The organism is Thalassotalea algicola (assembly GCF_012932965.1).
GTDB classification, from domain to species: domain Bacteria; phylum Pseudomonadota; class Gammaproteobacteria; order Enterobacterales; family Alteromonadaceae; genus Thalassotalea_F; species Thalassotalea_F algicola.
Window position 1 is genome coordinate 88,800 of sequence record NZ_JABBXH010000001.1, and the last position, 25,823, is coordinate 114,622.

13 protein-coding genes are annotated in these 25,823 nt (G+C 39.4%); 4 read left to right on the forward strand and 9 right to left on the reverse strand.

Annotation, left to right across the window (positions count from 1 at the left end; all coding sequences use genetic code 11):
* Positions 1–5: 5 nt before the first annotated feature.
* The 3 genes from HII17_RS00400 to HII17_RS00410 all read right to left on the reverse strand — a co-directional run bounded on the left by HII17_RS00400 (position 6) and on the right by HII17_RS00410 (position 7,372).
* Positions 6–1,493, reverse strand: a complete 1,488-nt coding sequence (locus tag HII17_RS00400; protein WP_169073357.1) for a tryptophan halogenase family protein — start codon at positions 1,491–1,493, stop codon at positions 6–8.
* Positions 1,494–1,581: 88 nt separating this feature from the next.
* Entirely contained in the window at positions 1,582–4,389 is a 2,808-nt protein-coding gene (locus HII17_RS00405) for a TonB-dependent receptor (RefSeq protein ID WP_169073358.1), read from the reverse strand.
* A gap of 526 nt (positions 4,390–4,915) precedes the next feature.
* Complete coding sequence (locus HII17_RS00410) at positions 4,916–7,372, reverse strand: TIM-barrel domain-containing protein (RefSeq protein ID WP_169073359.1); 2,457 nt, start codon at positions 7,370–7,372, stop codon at positions 4,916–4,918.
* A 199-nt stretch (positions 7,373–7,571) separates the two neighbouring features.
* On the opposite strand from HII17_RS00410, the gene pulA reads away from it, so the two are divergent.
* Together pulA and HII17_RS00420 are read left to right on the forward strand one after the other, a co-directional pair.
* Complete coding sequence (gene pulA / locus HII17_RS00415; RefSeq protein ID WP_169073360.1) at positions 7,572–10,352, forward strand: pullulanase-type alpha-1,6-glucosidase; 2,781 nt, start codon at positions 7,572–7,574, stop codon at positions 10,350–10,352.
* Positions 10,353–10,363: 11 nt separating this feature from the next.
* A complete protein-coding gene (locus tag HII17_RS00420; protein WP_169073361.1) occupies positions 10,364–12,238 on the forward strand; it encodes a glycoside hydrolase family 13 protein in 1,875 nt (624 codons plus the stop codon).
* 88 nt (positions 12,239–12,326) lie between these two features.
* Here the strand turns inward: HII17_RS00420 and HII17_RS00425 are convergent, their stop codons facing one another.
* Both HII17_RS00425 and HII17_RS00430 read right to left on the reverse strand, forming a co-directional pair.
* Positions 12,327–12,950, reverse strand: coding sequence for a thiol:disulfide interchange protein DsbA/DsbL (locus HII17_RS00425; protein WP_169073362.1), 624 nt, complete (start codon positions 12,948–12,950; stop codon positions 12,327–12,329).
* A gap of 157 nt (positions 12,951–13,107) precedes the next feature.
* Positions 13,108–14,955, reverse strand: coding sequence for a GGDEF domain-containing protein (locus HII17_RS00430; RefSeq protein ID WP_169073363.1), 1,848 nt, complete (start codon positions 14,953–14,955; stop codon positions 13,108–13,110).
* A 176-nt stretch (positions 14,956–15,131) separates the two neighbouring features.
* Between HII17_RS00430 and HII17_RS00435 the strand changes: the two genes are divergently transcribed.
* On the forward strand, positions 15,132–17,174 hold the full coding sequence (locus HII17_RS00435; protein ID WP_211185201.1) for a glycoside hydrolase family 97 protein: 2,043 nt from the start codon (positions 15,132–15,134) through the stop codon (positions 17,172–17,174).
* Between the two features lie 132 nt (positions 17,175–17,306).
* Here the strand turns inward: HII17_RS00435 and HII17_RS00440 are convergent, their stop codons facing one another.
* The 3 genes from HII17_RS00440 to HII17_RS00450 form a co-directional block, all read right to left on the reverse strand.
* The gene (locus HII17_RS00440; protein ID WP_169073365.1) at positions 17,307–19,184 is read right to left on the reverse strand and encodes a TonB-dependent receptor plug domain-containing protein; all 1,878 of its coding nucleotides are present in this window, start codon (positions 19,182–19,184) and stop codon (positions 17,307–17,309) included.
* 115 nt (positions 19,185–19,299) lie between these two features.
* Positions 19,300–21,531, reverse strand: a complete 2,232-nt coding sequence (locus tag HII17_RS00445) for a carbohydrate binding family 9 domain-containing protein (protein ID WP_169074111.1) — start codon at positions 21,529–21,531, stop codon at positions 19,300–19,302.
* A gap of 148 nt (positions 21,532–21,679) precedes the next feature.
* Complete coding sequence (locus tag HII17_RS00450) at positions 21,680–23,545, reverse strand: tetratricopeptide repeat-containing diguanylate cyclase (protein ID WP_169073366.1); 1,866 nt, start codon at positions 23,543–23,545, stop codon at positions 21,680–21,682.
* A 288-nt stretch (positions 23,546–23,833) separates the two neighbouring features.
* On the opposite strand from HII17_RS00450, the gene HII17_RS00455 reads away from it, so the two are divergent.
* The gene (locus HII17_RS00455; protein WP_169073367.1) at positions 23,834–24,847 is read left to right on the forward strand and encodes a DUF4382 domain-containing protein; all 1,014 of its coding nucleotides are present in this window, start codon (positions 23,834–23,836) and stop codon (positions 24,845–24,847) included.
* Positions 24,848–24,890: 43 nt separating this feature from the next.
* Here the strand turns inward: HII17_RS00455 and yghU are convergent, their stop codons facing one another.
* Entirely contained in the window at positions 24,891–25,775 is an 885-nt protein-coding gene (gene yghU / locus HII17_RS00460) for a glutathione-dependent disulfide-bond oxidoreductase (protein ID WP_169073368.1), read from the reverse strand.
* Positions 25,776–25,823: the final 48 nt, after the last annotated feature.

The following is a 25,823-nucleotide window of genomic DNA, read 5'->3' on the forward strand; positions in this document are numbered from 1 at the left end:
CCACCTTATAAGTTCTTTAAAAACTCATTTTGAGTTGGTAATCGCTCAACGGTTCTCTCAATTAATGTTTTTAAATTTTCCATTAATTCCGCTAATTGTTCTTTTGAAAGTGAATCGACTAAAGGATGATAGTCTTTCGGCACTAGCCCTTGACCAATCATCACTTGTTGCCATGCTATTTCCGTAAACAACTCGTCTTGCTCACGAAACACTCGGCCAGTTTCTTCAAACAGCTTCATTTTTTTAGCTAAACTTTCAGGAACATCCATGCGTTGGCATTCCCGCCAAAACGGTGTGTCGTCACGCATATTTTGCTTGTAATGAAGAATAATAAAATCTCGCATACGCTCAGACTCTATTAACGACTGACGATTAAACTCATCAACTTCTTCATCTTTAATTCCATTATGAGGGAAAAATTTAACTAAGCGCGTAGCGGCTGTTTGAATCAAATGAATATTGGTCGACTCTAATGGCTCAAAAAAACCACTCGACAAGCCAATTGCCACCACGTTCTTATTCCATTGCTTACGTCTACGACCCGTCTTAAATGGAATGACACGTGGCTCACCTAACGATTTACCATCTAGGTTTGACATTAATAACTCGGTTGCCTGCTCATCAGTCATGTACTTACTTGAGTAAACCAAACCATTGCCAATGCGATGCTGGAGAGGGATTCGCCACTGCCACCCTGCATCATGAGCAGTTGAACGCGTATAAGGCGCAATTTCATCTGTTGATTCACAAGGTACTGCTACCGCTTTATTACAGGGCAGCCAATGTGACCAGTCGTCATAACCAGTACTTAAAGTTTGTTCAATTAGTAGTGCCTTAAGACCCGTACAATCAACAAATAAGTCCCCCTCTATTAGCGTACCATTTTCCAGTTGAATGCTTGATACGTAGCCATTGTCGTCATTCACATTTACTTTGTTAATGATACCTTCTATGCGGTTAACACCTTGCTTTTCACAGTGTTCTCGTAGGAATTTGGCGTATAGCCCTGCATCAAAATGATAGGCATATTCAATACCAGGCAAATTAGTACCTTCAATATTTCGCAGCTTGGCAAACTTATTCTTTTTAGCCGCTTGATAGTTCAATGAAAAATCACCAAATTCTGAGGTGTCACCTTGCTGTTGAGCCTTTACCCAAAAATGGTAAAAGTCACTGAATGGGAAATTCTTTCCTATGCTGCCAAAGGCGTGCATATAACTGTCACCTTTGCTCTTCCAGTTTACAAATTCAATCCCTAACTTAAAGGTCCCTTTTGTCGCCTTTAAGAAATCTTTTTCATCTATACCTAATGCATTGTTAAAAGGAATAATCGGAGGAATCGTCGCTTCTCCGACACCAATAATACCTATGTCGTCAGATTCGACTAGCGTGATATTAACGACCTTTCCTAATACCTTAGCCATGAGTGCTGCTGTGATCCAGCCACCAGTACCACCACCAACAATTACTACATTTTCTATTTTATCAGTCACTGCTTATTACCTTTTAAACAACTATAAAAAAGCCCCTGCATATACACTTTAATGCGTATGCAAGGGCTTTTCCATCAGGGATTATAGATTACAGCTTGTAGCTGAAACCTAATAAGTAGGTGCTACCGTAATCTTGGTAATCACGTACTTGAAGTGAGTTATCACCTGACAATGAAGTGAACGGTTCGTCGTTCAAGTTTTGTGCTTGTAAGAAGATTGATAAACCTTCTAAGCTCTTGAAGCCGCCTTCACCGAAGTCGTAACCAATTTGAGCGTCCCAAATTGTTTCGCCTAGGATATCAACTTGTACCGTGTCGAAACCTAAACCGTACACATCACCTTTAAAGTCGTCACGCTTACGCATGCTAGCACGCGCTTGGAAACCATTTTTCTCATAGTAAAGCGTAAAGCTAGTGATACTTTCAGATAGACCAGGTAATTCATATTCATTACCGTTTGGATCTTCTAGATCTGATTCAACACCCGTGTGGCTAGCAATTAAACCAACACCATCAAGCGCATCTGTGAACACGTTAAAAGGTAATGTTAAAGAAAGCTCGTAACCAGATAAGCTACCGTCACCACCATTAATTTTACCAGAACCAGTACCTGTAGAGTTAGGAGGAACAATGCCTGTTGCAGGGTCTGCAACACCACTCATATCAACTTCGTAGTTACCGTCGAAAATCCACTCATCTAATTCTTTATGGAATAAAGCTACAGAGAAGTAACCTTCAGCACTGAAGTAGTTTTCGTAGGTTAAATCGATACCTAACGCTTCTTTAGGCTCAAGTTCTACGTTACCACCGCTAACAGACCAGTAATTACCGTTGCTGTCAGGTTGTTGGTTATAAGTAGCACTTACTGACGCATTCATTTCGTCTAAACGAGCGCGAGAAAGTGTTTTAGCAACACCAAAACGAACTGTTTGGTCATCATCCAATTTCAATGAAAGGTTTAAGCTAGGTAACACATGTGAATAATCATGACTATCACTACGCGGGTTAGTTACAACCACACCATCGACTGTATTAAACGCATTACCTACAGACGACTGGTCAGTTTGTACATAACGCACACCTACATTACCTGTTAATGGTAGACCAGCAACTTCTGTATCGATATTTGCTTGAACGAATGCAGAAGTCACTTCTTCTTTTACTTTCCAAGACTTAGTTGAATGGCTTGTGTTAGTTAAGCTTTCTGCTAACAAATCGAAGTAACCATCTCTCACCATAGCATTAGAGTCATAAGCAATCATGTCGCCCATGCCGATAAAGCCTAAGTCAGCCGTACCTAAACGGTACTCTTCTGGCACTGATAACATGCCAGGGTTATTTGGATAGTTGAAGCTAGACACTGTCATAAAGTAACCTTCAGAGTCTTTAGTTTTCTCACGTTCACGGTAAGAAACACCAAATGTTACTTCACTTAAATAATCGTTATCTAACTCCTTAGTTGCTGCTAATTTCAATGTCATTAGCTCGTCATCAATAGAAGGAGCATTGATGAAACCATCTTGCAATTGGTTTTCATACTCAGTACCTACAACACCGTACTTTTCATTTAGTGCTGAACTCCAACCCCAAGATAATGGACCACCGATTTGAATTAAATCGTAGTCTGAGTAATCAAGGTTATGACCAAAAGTCGCACCTGTATTACCGCCATCAAATACATAGCTTAAATCGTCTGCTACACCACGGTCATTACCACGACCAGTACCTGAGTAACTTTCTAGTGACCAGATATCACGTGTAACTTCTGAGTAACTTGCATCAAATTCTAACGCCCATGTCTCAGCAATGTCATACTCTAGGTTGAAACCTAAAGAAGTTAATTCAGCTTCACGCTCTTCGTAGTCATTACGTACTACAACACGCTGACCTTGTGTTGTGGCACCGGTAACAAAACCAGTTTCCGCATCAATCGTTGCAGATTCAGGAGAAATACTACCTTGACCCCATGCAAATGGAATTTCGATACCACGTAAGATTTTTTCATCTTTGAAATCTACGTATAGTGCATCAAACATCATTTTAAGGTTTTCAGTTGGCGCAGCTTCGATTACCAACATTGCAGAGTCACGTTCTAACGTAGAAGAACGAACGAATGGCTTAGCACCACCTAAAATTGAACCTTCTGAACCATCAGGATAGGTAAATGTAGGGAAGCCCCAAGAGTTCCAACGTTTTTCTTGGTTTGGAGAACTCATTGTTGAATAAGCAAATGCAACACCTAATGTGTCATCGTTGAACTTATCAATATATGAAAACGTACCACGGAAACCGTCGTCGTCACCATCTGGGTTTAATTTGTCAAAACTTGTTTGTTCATATTGACCATTGAACTGAATAACGCGCTCACTTTGACCTAGCGGGTTAATCGTTTGCATGTCAATTACACCTGCGATGCCTTCAGCTTCCAAACTCGCACTTGGCGTTTTATATACTGTAACACCACTCATGATTTCCGATGGGTAAAGATCGAACTCTACACCACGGTTATCACTGATAGAAACTTGTTCGCGACCATTGAAAGTAGTACCACTTTCATTTTCGCCGAAACCACGAATACTTACGCGACTTGCACGACCGTCAAGACGTTGTGCTGTTAAACCCGGAAGGCGAGCAATCGACTCAGCAATTGAAGAGTCTGGTAATTTACCAATATCTTCTGCTGAAATTGACTCAACAACTTCTGATGAATAACGTTTAGTGTTAATAGACTCTACAACACTGCGGCGAAAGCCTCGTACTTCAATAACTTCTACTTCATCTTCACCTTGTGCTGCTTGAGCTTCTTCCGCCGCCTGAGCATACATAGGTGCACTAACAGCCAAAAGGCCGGTAGAAAGCATGGCAAGTGTAACTTTGCTTGGCTTAAATTTTAACATGTAGGTTTCTCCCCCGTTCCATCCCTGTTGTTTTAATTTTTTCTCAGCATCCAGCTGACATGATGACTTTTGTATTTCAATATTTTATAGGTCCACCAAATATGATGGATAACCTAATATAAGTTGGTCAATTTTTTAAAAACATATATTGCATACGTATTCATGTTTATGCACTGGTGTGTGTAAATCGGGACCAATATTAATCATCGAAAATAAAATCCTAGCCACAGGCCGAATAATTTATTGCTGTTTTTCTGTCTGCCCTTGTACTAGATATAGTCCAAAACCCTTAATTACATAAGGTTTAACTGAAAATAAACTCGTTATATTTTGAAGCTGTCATCACTATTTATGCACTATATTTAGCTATGCTTGGTTAAAACAAAGTGGGGAAATTGGCAAGTTTGAATACGTATGCAACAGTGCCCCTAAAACTCAGGTCATTTTAATAAGATAGGAAAATTAAAAAGCTTAGTACCCATTTGTGAGTAGCTAAGCTTTTTATTAACGGTGAAGACAGTGAGTACTAATGTTTTTCGATAATGAGCTGTTGCGTGTTATTGGCTAACGAAAACTTGATGGTCAATATATTTTGCCCTTTTAACCAAAGTGCTCCCTCAGAAGCTAGAGAAAAAGCCCTTTCATTATGTAATATGGGAATATCACGTTGGTCACCCGAGACTATTTTAGGTGTTTGCTTCCAGCCCCTAATGTTTAGGGTCATCTCTCGGTTGGCAACTGAACGACGATATCCATTTCCTTCTGAATGAAATGAAATCGTTAATTGATTCTGCTGATAAACAGCGTTGAACTTAAGTAAATCAAACGCCTGCTCTTTTATACTATTAAGACTTATACCGTCGTCTTCATAAAGCTTACCTTCACCATGAACGATACTTTCGTGGTGATAATAATCCAAAGTTAACTCTTCACCATTATATTGCTTAGTGTTTGCCTGTTCCGCGGCCATAGGAATAAAGCTACCGGCTCGCACAAGTACAGGGATTATTTCTTTATTCACCGCATAATCGATATGCTGACCGCCAGTTATCAGCTGATCCGTCCAATAATCAAACCATAACCCCTTAGGTACATTGACCGACACAGACTGAGCTTCTGGCGCGAGTACCGGCGTCACTAAAAAGGCATCTCCCCATAAGAAGCTATGCTTTTCGTCAATGAGAGCGTGATTAGTTTCATCTTCAAACATCAAGGGACGCATCAATGGCATACCTGTTACTGAATTTTCATAAGCCAATGTGTAGTTATATGGCAATAATTTATATCTTAGCTTGATAAATTTTCGAACGATGGCCTTTGTTGCTTCGTCATGAAAAACAGGCTCAGGTGCAATAGCTTCTTGAGCATGCGGACGATATACCGGTTGAAATGCCCCGTATTGTAACCAACGCGTATACATTTCTGCGTCAAATGTCTCGCCACCGGCAAACCCACCTAGATCAGAGTGAGTATAAGCCAAACCTAACAGCCCCATTTGCAAGCTAAGTTCAACTTGTGGTTTTAAACCGCCCCACGAGCGACTAACGTCACCTGTCCATGGGATCATGCCAAAACGTTGGCTGCCGACAAATCCTGAGCGCATCATAATCATTGGGCGTTGATTAGGAGAGAACTTTTGGCTTTGTTGATAAACCATTTCAGCCCACTTATGCCCATAAACATTATGGATAGCATCACCCCTTACTCGCTTACCATTTGGTAAAGTATGCAAGATATCATCGGGTTGCACTTCCGGTTCACCTAAGTCACCCCACCAGCCAGTAACTCCTTGAGATGCTAATTGATGATAGGCCTCTCCAAACCAGTTATTCCCTTGCTCATTAAATACATCGACTAACCCTGTGTTACCAAAATAAAAATCAAATCGATAAGGTTCATTTTCTGCATTTAACGCTAATGCATCACCATCGACTGCTGACTGCCACTTGTTCGATGTTGTTAAAATAAAAGGCTCGGTTATAACAACGGTATTAACCCCTTTGCTTGCTAGCTTAGCAGTCATCTGTTCAGGGTTTGGGAAAGCTTCTTTATCCCAATCTAAGTTGCCCATATGACCTTTTACATCTTTACCAAACCAATATAAGTCAAGCACTATGGCATCAAGTGGTATATCGTCTTGTTCAAACTTAGCGACTGTCTCCATCACTTCCTGTTGGCTGTGGTAGCCAAATCGCGATGCAAAATTACCGAGCGCCCAGCGTGGAGGCATTGGTTGTTTACCAGTTAGATTGACATAGTTGTTTATCAAATTTGGATAGCTGCTGCCGACAGTCACAATATAACTTGCTCGCCCTGAAACTGCTTCAAATGACAGTTTATTGATATTCTCGCTATCTAAGTCCATTTGACCTGACGCTGAATTATCAAAAATTAAGGTATATTTCTTAGAAGACATGATTGCCGGCAGGCCGTAATACATTTGTCTCGACTCGGTTGTGTATCCGTAATGCGCTTTATTATAAAGAGGTAACTTGTGGCCACGCCTATCCATGCCGAGAACACGTTGACCACCGCCAAGCAGTTTTTCTTCATCATCGATTGAAAAATCGAACTGCAGCTTATTAGCTAAATCAATAAATTTATGTTGAGTTAATAGTAAATCTGAGCCGCGGTAAAATTGAATAGCCAACGACACTTTATCTATTTTCGCGATCAACTCTCCAGCATCCAAAACAAGCATCTCAGGCGTTTCATATACTTTGCCACCTTGTGCTCTGGCGTCCGAAGCAATGGCATAAGAAGGTAGCTGATAATGGTGCTTACTTCGATATGTGGTAGCAATAGAGGTTTGGTTATAAGGTTGAAGCTCTATAACTTGAAGCGCGCCCGATAAATCCGTGCCTTTTACGATTAACTTGCCTTGGTGTAGTTGATGACTTTGATAACCAGCGACTGCATTGAATGCAACAAACAAGAGTAAACCGATAATTGATGCTAAAGCCTTGTTAGCACTAAACCACATAAATACACCTTAAATAGTAAATAGAGCCAATCATTCTATGGACTAAGTCGCTATTTGGCGACCACAAAACGATTCTGTTACACAAGGTTATAGGTGAATACGTATGCAACTACTATGATTAGACCCTAGACCTTTTTACAGTTATCAACCAGTCTAAAAAAATAAAATGTGACATCAGGTATTCACGCCGGAACCAACTATGAATAAACGACACCTTATATTGCCACTGGCATTATTGGCCTCTGCCTGCCAACCTAGCGCCGACAATAACTCGACATTTTCAACTATTGCTCCAATTAACATCGATCAACAAAGTTCAGATTACGGTGCACACTGGATAGACGCCCAAACCATGCTTTTAGCAAATTCAGACGTTAACGGCAAATATGCTCTGGCGACAATAACGGGTAAAGGCCAACAAAATATCAAATTAGTGCCTAAAGCAATGCCACAATGGATAAAAGACAAGCATCCACATTTAGCTGAGTTTAAGGCATTTGAGGTTACTGCGTCATTAGACATGATTAAGCAATGGCTTAAACAACCACTGTTTATTTATGATAGCAATACAAATGCAGAGCAAGTTTCTGTATCTCGTGTTCAAATTGGCGAAGTTATTGATGACCTTTATACAAGTAACGAAAATGATGCCAATGAAATTGCAGACTTTGGCGCGACGGTAGGTAAGAACCAGATTTCAATTAAACTTTGGGCACCAACTGCCAACAATGTCAGTGTAAAACTATTTAACCAAGACAAATCGTTGGATAAAACGTTGGCTATGACTGAAGATACAAATTCAGGTGTTTGGCATCTTGATTTACCTAAAGCTACCGTAGGAAAATTTTATCAATATCAAATTGATGTATTCCACCCTGCAACTCTACAAGTAGAAACAATCACAACAACTGATCCATACTCTTTAAGTCTTTCAACCAATAGTAAGCACTCACAAATAATCAGTTTGGATGATGCAAGTACCCAACCACAAGGTTGGAGTGAACAAGCATTGCCTGAATTATCAGCTCCAGAAGATGCGATTTTATATGAAGTTCACGTGCGTGACTTTAGTGCGACAGATCAGCAGCTAAGTAATGAAGCGCATAGAGGTAAGTTCAAAGCCTTTACTGAAACAAATTCATCGGGAATGCAGCACTTGCAAACGCTAAAAAGTGCCGGGTTAAATCATATTCATTTATTACCAGCGTTCGATATCGGCACAGTCAATGAGGAGATAGATAAAGCGTTTGACTTAAACTCAACGTTGACCGATATCTGCCAGAGCCAGCCAAGTATCAGCATCTGTATTAAAGAACTTGATGGCACTATGTCGTTGGCCCAAGTACTTGAGAGTTTTGATCCTAAAACTGACGACGCACAAGCATTAGTGACTGAGCTAAAAACAGTAGACAAATACAATTGGGGCTACGATCCTTTTCATTATACTGTGCCAGAAGGCAGCTACGCCGTTAACCCTGATGGTAGTGCTCGTATTGTCGAGTTTAGAGAGATGGTACAACACCTTCACAATTTAGGGTTTCGCGTCATTATGGACGTAGTCTATAACCATACCCATCAAGCACGCCTAGAGCCAACAGCTGTTCTGGATAAAATAGTGCCAAACTATTATCAACGCTTACACCCGATAAGCGGCTTGATTGAACAATCTACCTGTTGTGATAATACCGCGACAGAGCGTGTCATGATGGAAAAACTCATGATTGATTCATTGGTTGTTTGGGCCCGTGATTATAAAATTGACGGTTTCCGTTTCGATTTAATGGGTCACCAGCCTAAAGATGCAATGTTAAGGGCCAGAGAAGCAGTTAGAGCGTTTGATCCTGACACTTATTTTTATGGTGAAGGATGGAATTTCGGCGAAGTAGCTAACAACCGCCAATTTGTACAAGCAAGTCAATTAGAGTTAGGCGGCACCGAAATAGGCACTTTTACAGACCGACTTCGCGACGCTGTACGTGGCCCTGGTATCAGTGTGCAAGGTGATGATATTCGCCGCAATCAAGGTATTGGTAATGGGTTAGCAACGGCACCTAATGAATTAAATAAAGGTAACACTGCTAATGCACCTGACTATTTATTATTGATGGATCAGTTACGTATTGGTCTAATAGGCAACCTCGCAAATTTCCCTATAACCGATCGATTAGATAATCAGGTTACCGGTAAAGACGTCCCTTATGGCAGTCAACCGACTGGCTATGCACTCGATCCAGCTGACACCATCAATTACGTTTCAAAGCACGATAATCAATCACTCTGGGATAATAACCAATATCGAAATGCCATTGAGCTCACGACAGAACAACGCGTTAGGCTACACAATCAAAGTCTATCTTACGCAATACTCGCTCAAGGGATACCATTTATACACATGGGTTCAGAGCTATTACGTTCAAAATCTTATTTAAGAGACAGCTACGATTATAGCGACTGGTTTAATCGCGTCGATTTCAACAAACAACAAAACTATTACCATGTTGGTTTACCACCAGCAGAAAAAGATCATGCAAACTGGCCACTAATTTCTTACCTAATAGAGCAAAATAAGGGCCGAGACATTCCATCGAGTGAAGATATTCAATTTGCTTCACGTATATTCAATGAATTTTTGGCTATTCGCAGCACTTCGCCACTATTCAAAATGACTAGCGCAGAGCAAATTACTAAGCGGATTAAGTTTTTAAACACCGGCAGTAATCAACAGCAAGGTCTAATCGCCATGCATATTAAAGACAACCAAACTGAACGCCAATTAGACAAAAAGTTTAGTGAAGTATTAGTGTTCTTTAATAGCTCGCCGAACAAGCAAACATTTTCCGTAAAAAATGCAGCGCGCTTTACCCTTCATCCTGTGCAGGCAAACGGCATTGATACGCAAACTAAACTCAGCACTAACAATGCTGGTCAATTTAGCATTCCAGCATTTACTACTGCTGTATTTATTAAAGAACGCACATAAGGGGAGTAGTCATGAATCCAAAATCAATAATCAGCAAAACTACCTATTTATTGTCGGCTATTTGCCTAAGCTTAAGTTGTACGACATCAGCAAAAAAGTATGAAATTGAACATTTAGAACCTGCTTTTTGGTGGGTTGATATGCAGCAAAAAGAGCTGCAACTACTTGTTCACGGTGAAAACATTAGTGAGCTATCACCACGAATAAATAGCGACCAAATCATCTTAAAAAAAGTAAATAAAGTTGATAACCCCAACTATTTATTTTTAGATATTATTGTCCGCGAAGGCACCTCTCCTCACACCATTAATATCGAGTTCTTGGAAGGAGATAAAATTGCTACTAATTACCAATATCAATTAAAAGCAAAAAACAAAAATCATGCTGCGGATGTAAGCTACAGCAGTAAAGATGTTATTTACCTCATCACACCTGATCGTTTTGCTAATGGTGATAAAAGCAATGACAAAGTACCTAGCCTAACAGAAGGTTTAGACAGGCAACATCCTGGAGGCCGACATGGTGGAGATATTCAGGGTATCATTGACCGCTTAGCTTATATAGAAGATATGGGGTACACCCAGCTATGGCTTAACCCGGTTATTGAAAATAATCAGCCCAATTATTCCTACCACGGTTATTCTGCAACCGACTTTTATAATGTTGACGCGCGCTATGGTGACAATGCACTTTATAAAAAGCTCTCAGATGAAGCGCAGAAGCGCGGCATAGGGTTAATCATTGATATCGTGCTCAACCATGGCGGCTCAGGTCATTGGTGGCATAACGACTTACCGATGGCGGATTGGTACAACAATCAAGGAAAGGCCTATTTAGGCACAAACCATAAGCGTGAAGCACTGCACGACCCTTATGCTGCAGACATTGATGCACAAACTTTTTCAGATGGCTGGTTCGTGCCGACAATGCCAGATCTCAACCAGAAAAACCCTTTCATGGCAAAATACTTAATTCAAAACACCTTATGGTGGATTGAATTTGCCAATTTATCAGGCATTCGAGTAGATACATATTCATATCCAGATAAAGCGTTTTTAAGTGAATGGACTAAGCGTGTTACTCAAGAGTATCCAAACATTAATATTGTTGGCGAAGAATGGACGACAAACCCTGCGATAGTTTCATATTGGCAAAAAGGTAAACAAACACCTGACGGTTATCAATCATACTTGCCAAGTGTTATGGACTTTCCAATCCAAGATGGTTTAGTGAAATCGCTTAAGAATAAAGAGAATTGGAATACCGGATTAAATGAATTGTATCGAGTATTAGCAAATGACTTCTTATATCCTGCCCCAGATAACTTAGTCATATTTCCTGATAACCATGACATGAGTCGTATTTTTACTCAGTTAGATGAAGATTATGAACTTTTTAAAATTGCCATGACCTTTATGATGACCACTCGCGGCATACCGCAAATATTCTACGGAACAGAGATATTAATGAGTAACCCTGGCACTGACGATCATGGAGTAATTCGCACCGACTTTCCAGGAGGTTGGCCAACAGACAGCATAAATGGCTTCACTGGCAAAGGCTTAACCAACCGACAAAAGTCAGCACAACAGTTTATGAAAAAATTACTTAACTGGCGCAAAAACACCCCAACGATTCATCAAGGAAAACTAATGCATTATGCGCCAGAAAATGGTGTATACGTTTATTTTAGGTATGACGAGTACAGCAAATATATGGTAGTTATTAATAAAAATACTGAGGCGACAGAAATCGATATGTCACGTTTCAGTCAAATGTTAGGGAAGGCTAAGTCGCTTAATCCTGTTCTTAACAACAGACCTATCACTATTGAGCAAACCATGATAATGCCTGCTAAAACAGCGACTATCTATCAAGTGCACTAAGAGGCAATCTTGTTGATACAAAAAGGCCAGCTATCAAGCTGGCCTTTCTATATTTCGTCATGCAAGCCTATTGGCTTAGCTCATTACGTTATTTTCTTAATAAGTAATATATTAAATCTTTGTATTGCGCCATGCTGGTAATTCGCCCGGTTAATGGTTTGTATTTGCCATTAATGATTAAAGTAGGAACACTTTTTTCACCGGCGGCTCTTACAAGTTCAGTATTTTTTAATGTTTCTTCTAACATCATGTCCATACTGAAACTATTAAATGTGCTATCAAACATAAACTCACTACCACCGAGTGAAATAAACAATGCACGAATGTCTTCTACCGTATCAAAGCTTTGCTTTTGCTTTTGAATGCGTTCAAAAAGTGCTTTAACCACTTTGTCTTTCATACGCATTTTTTCAGCTGTAATTACTGCCTTAGTCAAAAGCTTTTCTGCGGCAGGATCTTGTCCTTCAACACCATCAACATGGTTCTTTACAAATTTTGCACGGCGCGGCATGCCACGCTCTAGTTCTTTCATAAAGCTTTGCTGGCTATAACATGGAGCACAGTGAAATGAAAAATACTCTCTAATTTCTTTTTGCTTAGCTTTTGGTGTATCGAGCACACGATAATGCCTGCCTTCAATAAACTCTTCAGCAAACAATGGAAAACTTAGAAAAAAAACTACGAAAATAAATGAAAACAGCTTAAACGGCATGTTTAAATCCTTTTATCCTCAAACTACGGGGAATCGGCTTTTTTAGAGCCATCATTCTAATGATAAGTGATATTTGCAATAGATCAATAAAAAACTGTGTATTTTTTCAACACTTAGGTAAATGACAGGTTAACCTGTTAACAAAATTATTGTTCGATTACCCTTTAACAACTCTATTCCTCCCCATCGATTTAGCCTGATATAACGCCTTGTCTGCACGTGCTATTGCTGTATCAAGTGACTCTGAATCAGTACATTTCGCAACACCAATACTTACTGAGAGCGGCATAGTAATATTGCCCTTAGAAATGCTTAGTGTCGCAACTTCTTTGTTTAACCGCTCAGCTACCTCTAACGCCTTACCGATATCAATTTCAGGCAATATAACTAAAAACTCCTCTCCACCAATACGACCAAAAACATCCTGCTTTCTTAGTGTCGTTTTTACTTTTTCGACCACCATTTTTAGCGCGTTATCACCGACATCATGTCCTAATGTGTCATTAACTTTCTTAAAGTGGTCAATATCGAACACCATCAGCGACAATTCATAGCCAAGATTAAGGTGTTGATTAAGGAGAACCTCTCCTTGCTCAAAACAGTGTCGTCTATTGGCAATGCCGGTTAGGTAGTCAGTTTGAGCGCTATACTTGAATGCTCTTCGCGTTTTAACCAAATGATGAATAAACAAAATGGCACCTAAAAGTACGGCCAGTACCAAGCTCAATGACAAGTAAACAATGCTATTTTTATTTTGTTGCTCGGAAAGCATTAAGCTATTAATTTCCAACGTTTGTTGCAGCACTTTATTATCTAGCGTCAACAAGTTTTGGCTATTAATGAAGGTAGCAGCTTCACTGGACTGTTGAATAAACTGGCGACGTTTAATCGACTCATTTCTTGCCTCTAGGTAAAATATATTGGCGGCCTTTTCAATGTTTCCAGCTAGATACTCTTTAATTGCTGAGGTCACAGTTAATAAGGGTTTTGCGTTAGGAAACTCATTTTCGTAGTTGGCCAAAATTCGTTTTACATCATCAAACCGTCCTAAGACATATGCTGCTTCACTCTGTTTTTCATAGCTAATTTTGACAAAATACTTTTCATTGGTCTGTGCCTTCCTTGATAACGCTTCCCCGAATGACTCGTACGCCTTCAAATACTCTTCTTTCGCAAGGTCCAATAAACCTTTGTTGAAAAATGAGAAAAAATAAAAATCAGGGAATTCAGAATGGTTTTCAGCAAGCATAAATAACTGATTTACATGCCCTTGAGCGGCCTTCATATCTAAACGCTGAATCGATATGCTCACTAAGGTATGTTGCATATTAAACATATCTGCATAATCGTTATCGAGCTTCCAATAATCGTATGCCTTAGTTAAGTATTCGTAAGCTTTATCATAAAGCTGATTTTTGTTGTAAAGATGGCCCAACGCGTTATAAATCATGCTATACAAGTTGTTTTCAAGGTTATTTTGTTTGGCAGTCGCTATTGCCTCATCCAGCAATGCAATTCCTTGTTGGAGTTGTTCTGGCTTATCGGCAAAACAAAAGGCGTTTTGCACCAAAAACTTAACGGTTAAACTTTTTTCTTCAGGCAAAGCACGAATAAGTTCTAGCGCTTGCTTCCTATCACCACAATAATCTTTTGCCTGATATGTTTTAAGGTATTGCATATAAGATCGCTCAATATAAGCGAGTGGTAAATCAGTAGTCAGCGGCAACTGGTTTTCTTCAAATATACGAATTGCATTAGTGAACGACTGGTAAGCATTATCTATTTCATTACTCTTATCTTGCGCCATGCCCAGCATATGCCAATATTTGACTTGTTCGAGCAAAGAAAATTCAGCACTTACTTTTTGATGTGAAAGTAAAAAAATACGCAGTTCATTTGCATCCTCAATAACACTAGCTTTCTCATTCATTCTATCAAACTCTTGCGTAGCAAAAGCGCCAAAAGGCATACCAATAACCAACACCAGTAAGAATACTTTAAGCATATGATGATCAAAAAAAGTAAAGGATACATTTAATTATAACGTCAAATTTCATATTCCCTAGCCACCAATTCATTTAATCTGTTTCTTGCCAAAATATGAATACGTATGCAAGTTCACTTCCTAAAGACGGTTAAGTTGTAAGCTATCAGAAACAATAAATACAACAGATATCTATCATGAGAAAAAAACAATATATAATGCTTATATTAGGCATTTTTGTCGCTGCTAACCTGTCAGCACAAAATTTATCAATAACTTCACCTGATGGTCACCTTAAACTAACCGTCGCGGATAAAGACAAAGTAACTTATCAACTTAGCTATAACGGCAACTCTGTTATTGAACAATCTTCATTAGGTTTGTCATTTAAATCTGCCCCTGCGTTTGACGAAAGCTTCAAAATAGCGAGCCACAAAAAAAACAGTCAAAAATCTACATGGCAGCAGCCTTGGGGTGAACGAAAAAATGTAATCGACAATCACAATGAACTATTAGTTACGTTTAGTTCGAATAGAAAGAAAGCTAGCAAATACCAAGTAAGGTTTCGTTTATTCAATGATGGTTTGGGCTTTCGTTATGAAGTAGCTAAACAAAAAGGCTTAAGTGATAAAATAGAAATCACCAGTGAAGACACGCAATTTAATATCGCTAAGGCTGATGGCGCAACCGCATGGTGGATACCTGCTCGAGGCTGGAATCGCTATGAATATGTTTACAACACGAGTTCATTTAACTCAATAGACCGTGTGCATACTCCTTTTACTTTTAAGAATTCAGAAGGAATTCATGTCAGTATTCATGAAGCAGCGCTTGTAAATTATGCTTCCATGACCTTAAATCAAGGGCGCTTTGGAGAATTGGAAGCCGACTTAACGCCTTGGTCTGACGGCATAAAAGTTAAAACATCTGCCAATTTCAAAACACCTTGGCGCACCGTTCAAGTTAGTAAAGACGCAATTGGATTATTAAATTCTGATCTCATATTAAACCTCAATGAACCCAACAAATTAGGCGACGTCTCATGGGTTGAACCGGGTAAATACGTCGGTATTTGGTGGGGCATGCATATTAATGAAAATACTTGGGGCAGTGGCGAAAAGCATGGCGCAACTACAAAAGAAACTATGCGTTACATGGATTTTGCCGCCAAGTATGGGTTTAGTGGTGTATTAGTTGAAGGTTGGAATATCGGTTGGGATGGCAGCTGGTTCCACAACGGCGACGTATTTAGCTTTACCAAAAGTTACGATGATTTTGATTTAGCAAAAGTGTCTGAATATGGTTTACAAAAAGGTGTTCGCCTTGTCGGCCATCATGAAACTTCAGGTAGTGTGACCAACTATAGAAACCAAATGCAAGATGCATATGACTTATATGCTAAACACGGCGTCGCTCAAATTAAAACGGGTTATGTAGCCGATGGCAGTGACATCAAACGTATCGATGACCAAGGTATAACTCGCTATGAGTGGCATGATGGTCAATTTATGGTTAATGAGTACTTACATTCAATTACTGAAGCAGCTAAACGTAAAATTAGCATTAACACCCATGAGCCAGTTAAGGCAACAGGGTTGCGTCGTACCTACCCTAACTGGATAGCAAGAGAAGGTGCTCGAGGTCAGGAATTCAATGCCTGGGGCACACCACCAAACCCTCCAGAGCATACCGCTATATTACCTTATACTCGTTTATTAGGTGGTCCGATGGACTTTACACCAGGCATCTTTGATATGAGCTTTAATGGACTTGGCGATAAAAGTAACCGTCCACAAACTACTTTGGCTAAACAACTAGCGTTATATGTAGTGTTATATAGCCCTATTCAAATGGCAGCCGATTTACCACGCAACTACGAAGCGAATATGCCAGCATTCCAGTTTATCCGTGACGTGCCAACTGACTGGCAAGACAGTATCGCGCTTGCCGGTGAAATTGGTGACTATGTAGTCTTTGCTCGTCAAGAAAGAGACGGCCAAGATTGGTATTTAGGTGCGTTAACAGACGAAAATGCTCGAGAAGTTGAGGTAAATCTAGGGTTTCTGGCTAAGGGAAAAACTTACCAAGCACAAATTTATCGTGATGGTGATAATGCTGAATGGAAGAACAATCCATATGACATTGCTATCGAGAATAAACAAGTAACATCTAAAGACAAACTAACACTTAAATTAGCGACCAGTGGCGGTACAGCTATTCGCTTCAAAGCACTAGACTAAAACGGTAATTTTGACGAATAGCGTAGTTAAAATATGCTATTCGTCAATACCTTAAAAACAACATTGAGCAAAAGGCTAAAGGTTTCCTGCCAAGAAACATAAAATTAACGGCGTTAGAAAAGTATCCATCTATCAATCACTAGGCTGCCAAACAAACTTCATTCCAATGGTCCTTCCTATGATTTGAGGTGCATCTTCATCAGCTGTAGCGTACGCAATTTCATCTGTTAAATTTTCACCGTAGACTGCCAACGAGATTTCTGGAGAAAGCTTGCTCGAAAAACTAAAGTTCCAAAGAAAATAGCTATCGCGTTTTACTTCACCTGTTCCAATATGCTCTTGATTAAGGGCCCAAATGAAGTCATTTTCTAAAGTGTGATCTTGCCAATACCAATGAGTCGACCAACTAACTTTTGCTGGCATAATATCAGATAAGTTTTCATCGTCATTATTTTCACCAAACTGGCGTTGCGCTGAAAAGTCTAACTGCAAACTATCATTAACTTGCCAATTCACTTCCAATTCAGCGCCATATAAGTCTGCTTGCGCTAAGTTTCTATAGCTTCTCACATTATCTGCAATGTGATAGCGCTCAATATAATCATCAAGTTGGTAATAATAGGTTGCAAAAGAAGCTGATAAATTTGATGACAAACTCAATCGCCCTGACAATTGCGCCCCTAAACTACGTTCAGGTAACAAGTCAACATTGCCAATGGTAGTGCCTCTGGGAGTCTCCCCTGAAAAAAATAGCTCTGACAATGTTGGAAAACGAAACCCCGAAGCAAACTCAAGTTGCAAAGAGTGGCTATCTATCGGCATAGCAATGGAAAAGTTAGCGCTAACGTTATTATCTATTTTTGACTGGTTATTAATAAACTCTGTTTGATGAATATAGTCATAGCGCACGCCTGCACTTAACTGTAGTGATTTTATTTGCCAATACCAGTCGCTATATAACGCAAGGTTATCCTGCTGACCATCAACTAGCTGTGTTGCATAATTAATGGAGCCATTAAATGCTTGCTCTTCCTCACTTATGCTAACGCCACGGCGCGACGTCCAATCAAGTCCAATACGACTGTCTTCTGTAATCAGCGGAAACTTCCACAAAACTAAGCCCCCCAAAGTATGTCCTTGATAAGCAGTTAAATTTCTGCCACTTTTAATTCGTAACGTGTCTGTATCCCAATTTTGATAGTGATGGTACAGTTTTAAAAACCAATCTTGCTGATGCGTCACAGATAGCTGAAAAAGACTATGGTTATCTTCTGGGTAGTTAACAACTTGTTCATCTGGGTATAGCGATGAACTTTTGCCAATATTGTTCCCTAACGTTGGCAACCAGCTACTCTCAACCAAGTAGCTTTGATACTGTTGTCGATATTTAAATAACCCTGAAATTTGTTCAAACGCTGTGTTTAACGTTTTTCCATTTGAAGACTCCGCATTATTTGCTTTTTGATACGCTAATCCATATTGCCAGTACTCGTTGCCATAAAGTCCGGCAATATTCTGTCTTTGATCATTCGTTTGAAGGCTATAAGTTATCTGCTTATTATCAAAGTCACTTGCAACTAAATTAATAACGCCTCCCATTGCTTCAGAGCCATATAAAGTCGAAGCTGGGCCTGTTTGTATGTCAACTCGATCGATAAAAAATGGATTAATAAACGACGCGGAATTTCCTGCTCGACGATCTGTAATAATAGGGACACCTTCTACTTCCGTGCGAATACGTGCCCGACTAAACCCTCTAATACTATAGCTTTGTAATAAACCACCTTGCCCTACTAAGCTAATACTAGGATGTTGAGCCATATAATCAGCCATGGTCGGCTTAATCGTTGTAGCATTGGCAATATCTTCACTATCAATATTATTAACTAACAGCTTATTGCTTAATAATTGATTTGACTTAGCGCGAACCTCAATTACTTCAAATTGCTCGTTAGCAAGCAACGGTAAGCAAATTAACCAAGCCACTAACGCTGTAATTTTCGAGGTCATAAGTAAATAAACGAAGGTTTTATTAAGAGGAGATGATGCGGCATTCTACTTAAAATAAATCGGCTCGCCTAGGGGCGAGCCGATGAATGACGGGTATAATGAGCTAAGTTAAAAATTATAACTGCCACGCATAGCTAAACTTCGTAAAGATACTGCGCTGATCACGCTCTAGACTATCTAAGTTATCATCCTGAAATCCACCATCGGAATAGCCGATAAAAAATAGCGTTTGCGGATTAATTTTGTACGAATAAATTAACTGGGTAGAAAAGTAGCGTTCAGTGCTTTCAGGTCGATCTTCGATATCATCATATTGATATAAATCTGCGTTTCGATCGATATCGGTGTATTGAATTACGAGTTTAAGCAAACTACGCATATTAAACTGATAGTTAAGACGAAAATCGACTTGGTTGGCAGTAAACAGACGACCTTGGTCAACATCAAGCTCCATAAAATTGTAAGACACATCAAGTTTAATATGTTGATTGGCATCCCACCTAATGCGCGGTTCTAGAACTAACACATCACCTAATTGGGTGTTGGCAAAATCAATTTGGTCGCCAATACGGAAAAAGTTCATGATGTCTAAGCCAGCAATAGGCGTAAATTCTGCGAACATCATAAATTGTGTTTCATCAAAGTACTGTTCGTCGTAAAAACGCTCGCGAGTCACCACACCAAAATTACTGAAGAATTGCATTTTCCCTTGTAAATTTCCGTGAATCTCATATTCTTCCTCAAGTAATTTACCTGATTGGTCATAAGTTTTATCCCAATCGCCAAATACTCCCCAACGATTTAGCCAGTCGTCATTTTCACCATACCAAGTGTAACGCCCACCAACGACCGCTTGCTCGTAATCTACTTTAGATGTAAACCCCAAGTCGGAGCGGAAGTCTTCACCGACATTTCGATAAGAAGCCCTTAAGTTATAATCACGTGTATTGTGGTCATATCGTAAACTTACCGCGTGATCTTGCTGATTATCATCAACTTCAAAGTCTTCTTGCACAAACTCTGGATTTTTTGAATCAGCAAACGCAAAATTTACACGTACGCTATCAGCATCAGTTAACCACAAATTGCTATCAATAGACGCCAAAGTATTGTGATAATTGGTGGCCGTTCGATGCGTCACTAACACGCCAACACTATTGCGTTCACCAACATCCATCTTATAGCGAGCAATAGCTAGTTCGGATTCACGCTCAAGCTCAGCAATATCAGAACCTTGAGCACCTGGAATTAAAAAGTTTGTATTGTTGTCGTTTGCTACTAGCACGCCGTAACTGTGTCCATTATTTTTACCGGTAAGCTTTAACCCGACATCTGGCTCAGCAATATTTCGCGTATGAACAAAATTAAAACCCGTGGTATCAAAATACGAAGCGCCATCTAAGAAAAACGGTCGTTTCTCAGGATAAAAAAGTGAAAACGTATTGTTAACATCTAACTGACTTGCATCAGCTTCAACCTGAGAGAAATCTGGATTTAATGTGGCATTTAACACAATATCCTGCGTAATACCCCAACGAATATCTAAGCCCGGCTCAACTTCTATATCGCCTTCATCCCAATCACCTGGAACTTCAGGTTTATCATCAAAACGTGACATGGTTAATGTGGGCGTAAGCTGGAAGTTATTACTCGGCTTTACAGTTTCAAAACCAATGATTTGATCAAATTGGCAAAGACTGCATTTTAAATTACGGTCGTTTTTATAAGTCGCCATTTGATGGCGGACATCTCTAGGATAATTACGCCAACCAGCAATGTTCCATATTACTGGACCATCGTGTTCAGGAAACCTTAAGGCGCTAAATGGAATAACCATTTCGACAACATAGCCAAAATCAGTAATTTGTCCGCCACTCTCCCAAATAGCATCCCATGAATCGTCTTCATCCCAGCCATTACTATCGTCCATCCGCATATCAGCTTGGGCGCCTAACGGGTTAACAAAAAACTCATAGCCACTGCGTTCATCATTAAAGGTGTCGATAATTATGCCAATGTTATCATCTCGCCATAATGCATCTCTGTCTCTAAGCGAGGCACGAATGTTTTCTGGATTAGGATCAAAAGCCTTGAACGCCACATGTAACGCCTGACCGTTTTCGTACAAATACATCTCTGTTTTTACCGGAGCTGGTAGGCCTTCACCTGGTCGATTTTCATATTTTAATTCCATCATCAAAGCCTCGGACCAAACGGACTCATCCATTGCTCCATCAGCTTTTATCGGTACGTCAATATGTGGTAATTGAAATTGATTTTTTTGTTCGGCAGCAAAAACAGCCGTACTAAAAAATACAGCAGTAATCAGTATAGATTTGAGTGTCATAATTTTATTTTTATAGTTATAACGAATTCCATTCGTCATAGATTCCATTTCTTCTTAGTGTAAGACTTAAGTCGCTACTAAGTGTTTAATGGTTTATGAGCAAATGTAACAAGGTGTGTAATGCCTATAATATTAGGCCGATAAAAGGCTAAACATCGCTATATGTTACCACCTGATTCTTACCTTGATGTTTAGCTTTATAAAGCGCTTTATCTGATTGTACATATAATGTTGCGCGATCTTGGCGTGATTCATCAAGCGCACTAATACCAACGCTAACGGTTATCTTTACTGTATCTCGACTTTCTGTAGTAAACAGTGCTTGTTCAATATTCTCTTTTAATCGTTCGGCAATTGTTGCCGCTTGTTTGACGTCAGTTCTTGGTAAAATGCAAAGAAACTCTTCACCACCAATACGACCCACTATATCACCTACTCTCAAGGTTTCTTGAGTTAGCTGAGCTACTCTGAAAATCACTTCATCGCCAAACGGATGGCCGTATTGATCATTAACCTGTTTAAAGTCATCAATATCAAACAACAAAATGGCTAACTCTGATTGCTTGTTTTGACTATTAACGACTAAGCGATCTAAGCAATCAAAAATATAGCGTCGGTTATAGCTGCCAGATAATGGATCTGTGATAGATAAAGCAAAGATCTTTTTATTGTTTCTGTACTGGTTAATAACAATTGCCAAAATAAGTATTAGCACGATAACCGCTACAACAATAAAATATATTTGTTGGCGGTTTTCGCTTTCCTGTTCGGCAATTTGTAATTGTTGAACCTTATTGCGTTGTTGCAATAGCGACACTTCGATATTCTGACGCTCCAATTCCATCGCAGCCCGAACACGTATTAATTGTGTGGAAGAATTCTTGATAAGAAATTGCGTATATCGCTGATAGTAGTCTTGTAAAAACACATACCCGTTTTCAAAATCACCTTGAGCAAATGCTAACTGCCCTCTTAGCTTCTTAGTTTCTAACGCCCATTTAGTATCGGTAAGTTCAGGTAATTTGGCAAAAATACTTTCAGCCATTTCAATACTTTGTTTAGCATCATCAAGCTGCCCCAAAGTGATGTAGCATTGGGCACGCTTTTTATAAAGTTCAGCATCATAGTCAACTTGTCCTTTCAGGTTTAATGCCTTATCGATTACTTCAAGTGCGTGTACACAGTCACCTTTTTCAGCATAGGTCATACCTAAGCCGTACGCACCAAAATAGCTGATTTCTTTATTGGGCGTATATTCAATTCTATCCATGTATAGAGAAAATTTATCAATCGCTAGATCATATTTTTTCATATATCGGTAAGTAGAAGCCAAACCATAAATGGCTTCAACAACATAAGGCTTGTATCCTAAACGTTCATAGGTATCTAACGCTCGGTTGTAATGCTCAATAGACTTTTCATATTCATTCATATAGCCATAGACAGCGCCATAGGTTTCGTTAATCACTGCAATTAAAAAATGATCATCTAAGGCAAAGGCTTCAACATACGCTTCTTGCAAATCTGCAAGTGAAGTTTCATATAACTCAGTTAAGCTTAAGGTGTAGGCTAAGTAATGTTTGGCTTGGGTATAAACGTAATTTAAACTATTACGTTCGGCTAACGCCATTGCTTTACGAAAATATGCTGCAGCTTCTTCATATTTGCCGTTTCTTTCTGCCACTAAACCAGCAAATGAGTTAAAAGCAGCAACAACTTCTGGCGGCGAATCAGGCGTTAATCTCGACTGAGCATAGGTAACCGTTTCAGAAAATTTATCGTGAAAATAAAGGAGGGTTTCTGCTTGGGCCTTTCTATATAGCAGCCACAAATAAGCTTCATCTTCTAACTGATCTTTATTTTTTTCAATTTCTAATAGTTGTAGATATACAGGATAAGGATTACGATTAATATCATTGGCAATAGATTTGAAGTGCTCAACGGTGAAACTATTAGCTTGTATACTAAATACTTGAGCAAATAAGAATAAGCTAAAAACTACTCTACACCACACGACTCAATACTTCCTTGCTATCAACACGTTACTTTAAATTATTTTAGCATATGACAACTTTATGATGTTGAACTTTTGAATAATTTTTCGTCTACTCGTTCAATAATTGTTTCAAGTGTTTAATTGTAATGTTATGGAAGTGCCCAATGAGAGAGTTTATTAACTTCGTTTCCTTATTTATAAGCAACTTAAAACCTTTACATCGTTTAAACGACTAATTCGGTGGTTATTTAAGCCTTATATTCTACAATTACATGGTGTCAACGTTATTCAAAATGGAGCAGTAATATGAATACAACACTTAAGTACTTGGCAATTCCGCTAAGCACTCTTTTTCTTATTTCATGCGGTGGCGGAAGTAGTAATAATAATAGTAATAACGACGATGTAGTAATTGAGCCTCCTCCCCCTCAAAACACCAGTTTTAATCTCAACATCTCAGATGCTCCAGTCGATGATGCAGAAGCGGTTGTCATTACCATCGAAAGTGTCACCTTTAAACGTGAAGATACGGATGATGTTGTCTTTGAAACGTTTAATAACGAAGCAGAAGGAATTATTGACGCCGATACCGTTACTATTGATCTACTGCAATATCAAGGTAATGACCAGTTCACTATTTTAGAAGGTAAAGAAATTCCCCCTGGCACATATGAACAGACCATTATAGAAGTGTTAGACGAAGATTTGGAGTTATCCTACGTTACTGAAATTGGTGGAGAAAACAAATCAATTAAAGTGCCCAGTGATAATCTAAAACTTGGCGGTGTGACATTTTCTGAAGGTGAAGAAAACCAAGCATTTACAGTTGAATTTAGTTTACGTAAGTCAATGACATACAAACCAGGGCCCGATGAATATAATTTAAAGCCAAGTGGTGTGAGAATAGTAGAAACGAGTAACACTGGAGTTTTAAGTGGAACGGTAGATATAGATGTCATTAATCAAGATTTAAATTGTCTTAATGACAGTCACATAGTCTACTTGTATGAAGGTCATTCGCTTTCAGAAAATTTATTAGTAGATAGCTTTGACAATGAAGAAAATGACGCTCCTGAAAATGCGATTGTACCTTTTGATGCCGTTGCACCTGCTTTTGATAATGACACCAATAGCTATCGCTATGAAATTGGCTTTATTCCAACCGGTAACTATACGGTCGCTTACGCTTGTAATACAGGTGAAGAAGGGGATGATCCAGAAGACTATGATGAAATAATGATTCCCAACCCTTCAGGACAGATAAGTGAGATATCAATAACCAGTACTGAAACAACTATTCACGACTTCCCTATCTTATAAAAAAATGCACTGTTTGGCTCATCAAGACAAACAGTGCATAACATTATAACTTGTCGTCTGTGTCATCACCGATTTTGTCCCACGTTCGGTGCTCAAAATCACTGGCATCATGGCGCTCTCTTAACTGTTCAGCAGGATCGCCCCATGCTCGATTCACCATACGCCCTCTTTCTACTGCAGGTCTATTACCCACTTGTTCAGCCCAGCGGACAAGATTCTTATAAGATGCCACATCTAAAAATTCAGCTGCATCATATAATTTACCTTGAACTAACACCCCGTACCAAGGCCATATTGCCATATCAGCGATAGTATATTGATCACCACACATATATTCATTGCTTGCTAAGTGCTTATCCAGTAAGTCTAGTTGGCGCTTAATTTCCATGGCAAATCGATTAATCGGATATTCAAATTTCTCCGGCGCATAAGCATAAAAGTGCCCAAAGCCGCCACCTAAATATGGTGCACTGCCCATTTGCCACATTACCCATGAAAGACACTGTGCACGTAGGCCCGTTTCTGTTGGTAAAAATGCTCCAAATTTTTCAGCTAAATAAATTAATATTGCGCCAGATTCAAACAGCGGTGTTCCGTCTCCTTCACTCCTATCAAAAAGCGCAGGAATTTTAGAGTTAGGGTTTACCGAAACAAAGCCGGAACTAAACTGATCGCCCGCCATAATATCAACAATAAAAGCATCATATTCAGCACCAGTAAAACCAGCCGCCAATAACTCTTCAAGCATTATAGTAACCTTCACGCCGTTAGGAGTCGCTAACGAATAAAGTTGAAGTGTGTGCTTACCAACAGGCAGTTCTTTATCATGAGTTGCCCCTGAGATTGGGCGATTTATATTGGCAAACTTCCCGCCGCTTTCACTATCCCAAGTCCACACTTTGGGCGGTTCATATTTTGATGCTGACATGTATTTTTCCTTTTATTTGCTATGTATTTACCATACTCGAATTAAGAA

What these genes read in the sequence shown, in the direction of transcription:
- HII17_RS00405 (WP_169073358.1), bottom strand. Translation starts at nt 4,389, where the DNA reads ATGTTAAAATTTAAGCCAAGCAAAGTTACACTTGCCATGCTTTCTACC.
- HII17_RS00410 (WP_169073359.1), bottom strand. Translation starts at nt 7,372, where the DNA reads ATGTGGTTTAGTGCTAACAAGGCTTTAGCATCAATTATCGGTTTACTC.
- pulA (WP_169073360.1), top strand. Translation starts at nt 7,572, where the DNA reads ATGAATAAACGACACCTTATATTGCCACTGGCATTATTGGCCTCTGCC.
- HII17_RS00420 (WP_169073361.1), top strand. Translation starts at nt 10,364, where the DNA reads ATGAATCCAAAATCAATAATCAGCAAAACTACCTATTTATTGTCGGCT.
- HII17_RS00425 (WP_169073362.1), bottom strand. Translation starts at nt 12,950, where the DNA reads ATGCCGTTTAAGCTGTTTTCATTTATTTTCGTAGTTTTTTTTCTAAGT.
- HII17_RS00430 (WP_169073363.1), bottom strand. Translation starts at nt 14,955, where the DNA reads ATGCTTAAAGTATTCTTACTGGTGTTGGTTATTGGTATGCCTTTTGGC.
- HII17_RS00435 (WP_211185201.1), top strand. Translation starts at nt 15,132, where the DNA reads ATGAGAAAAAAACAATATATAATGCTTATATTAGGCATTTTTGTCGCT.
- HII17_RS00440 (WP_169073365.1), bottom strand. Translation starts at nt 19,184, where the DNA reads ATGACCTCGAAAATTACAGCGTTAGTGGCTTGGTTAATTTGCTTACCG.
- HII17_RS00445 (WP_169074111.1), bottom strand. Translation starts at nt 21,531, where the DNA reads ATGACACTCAAATCTATACTGATTACTGCTGTATTTTTTAGTACGGCT.
- HII17_RS00455 (WP_169073367.1), top strand. Translation starts at nt 23,834, where the DNA reads ATGAATACAACACTTAAGTACTTGGCAATTCCGCTAAGCACTCTTTTT.
- yghU (WP_169073368.1), bottom strand. Translation starts at nt 25,775, where the DNA reads ATGTCAGCATCAAAATATGAACCGCCCAAAGTGTGGACTTGGGATAGT.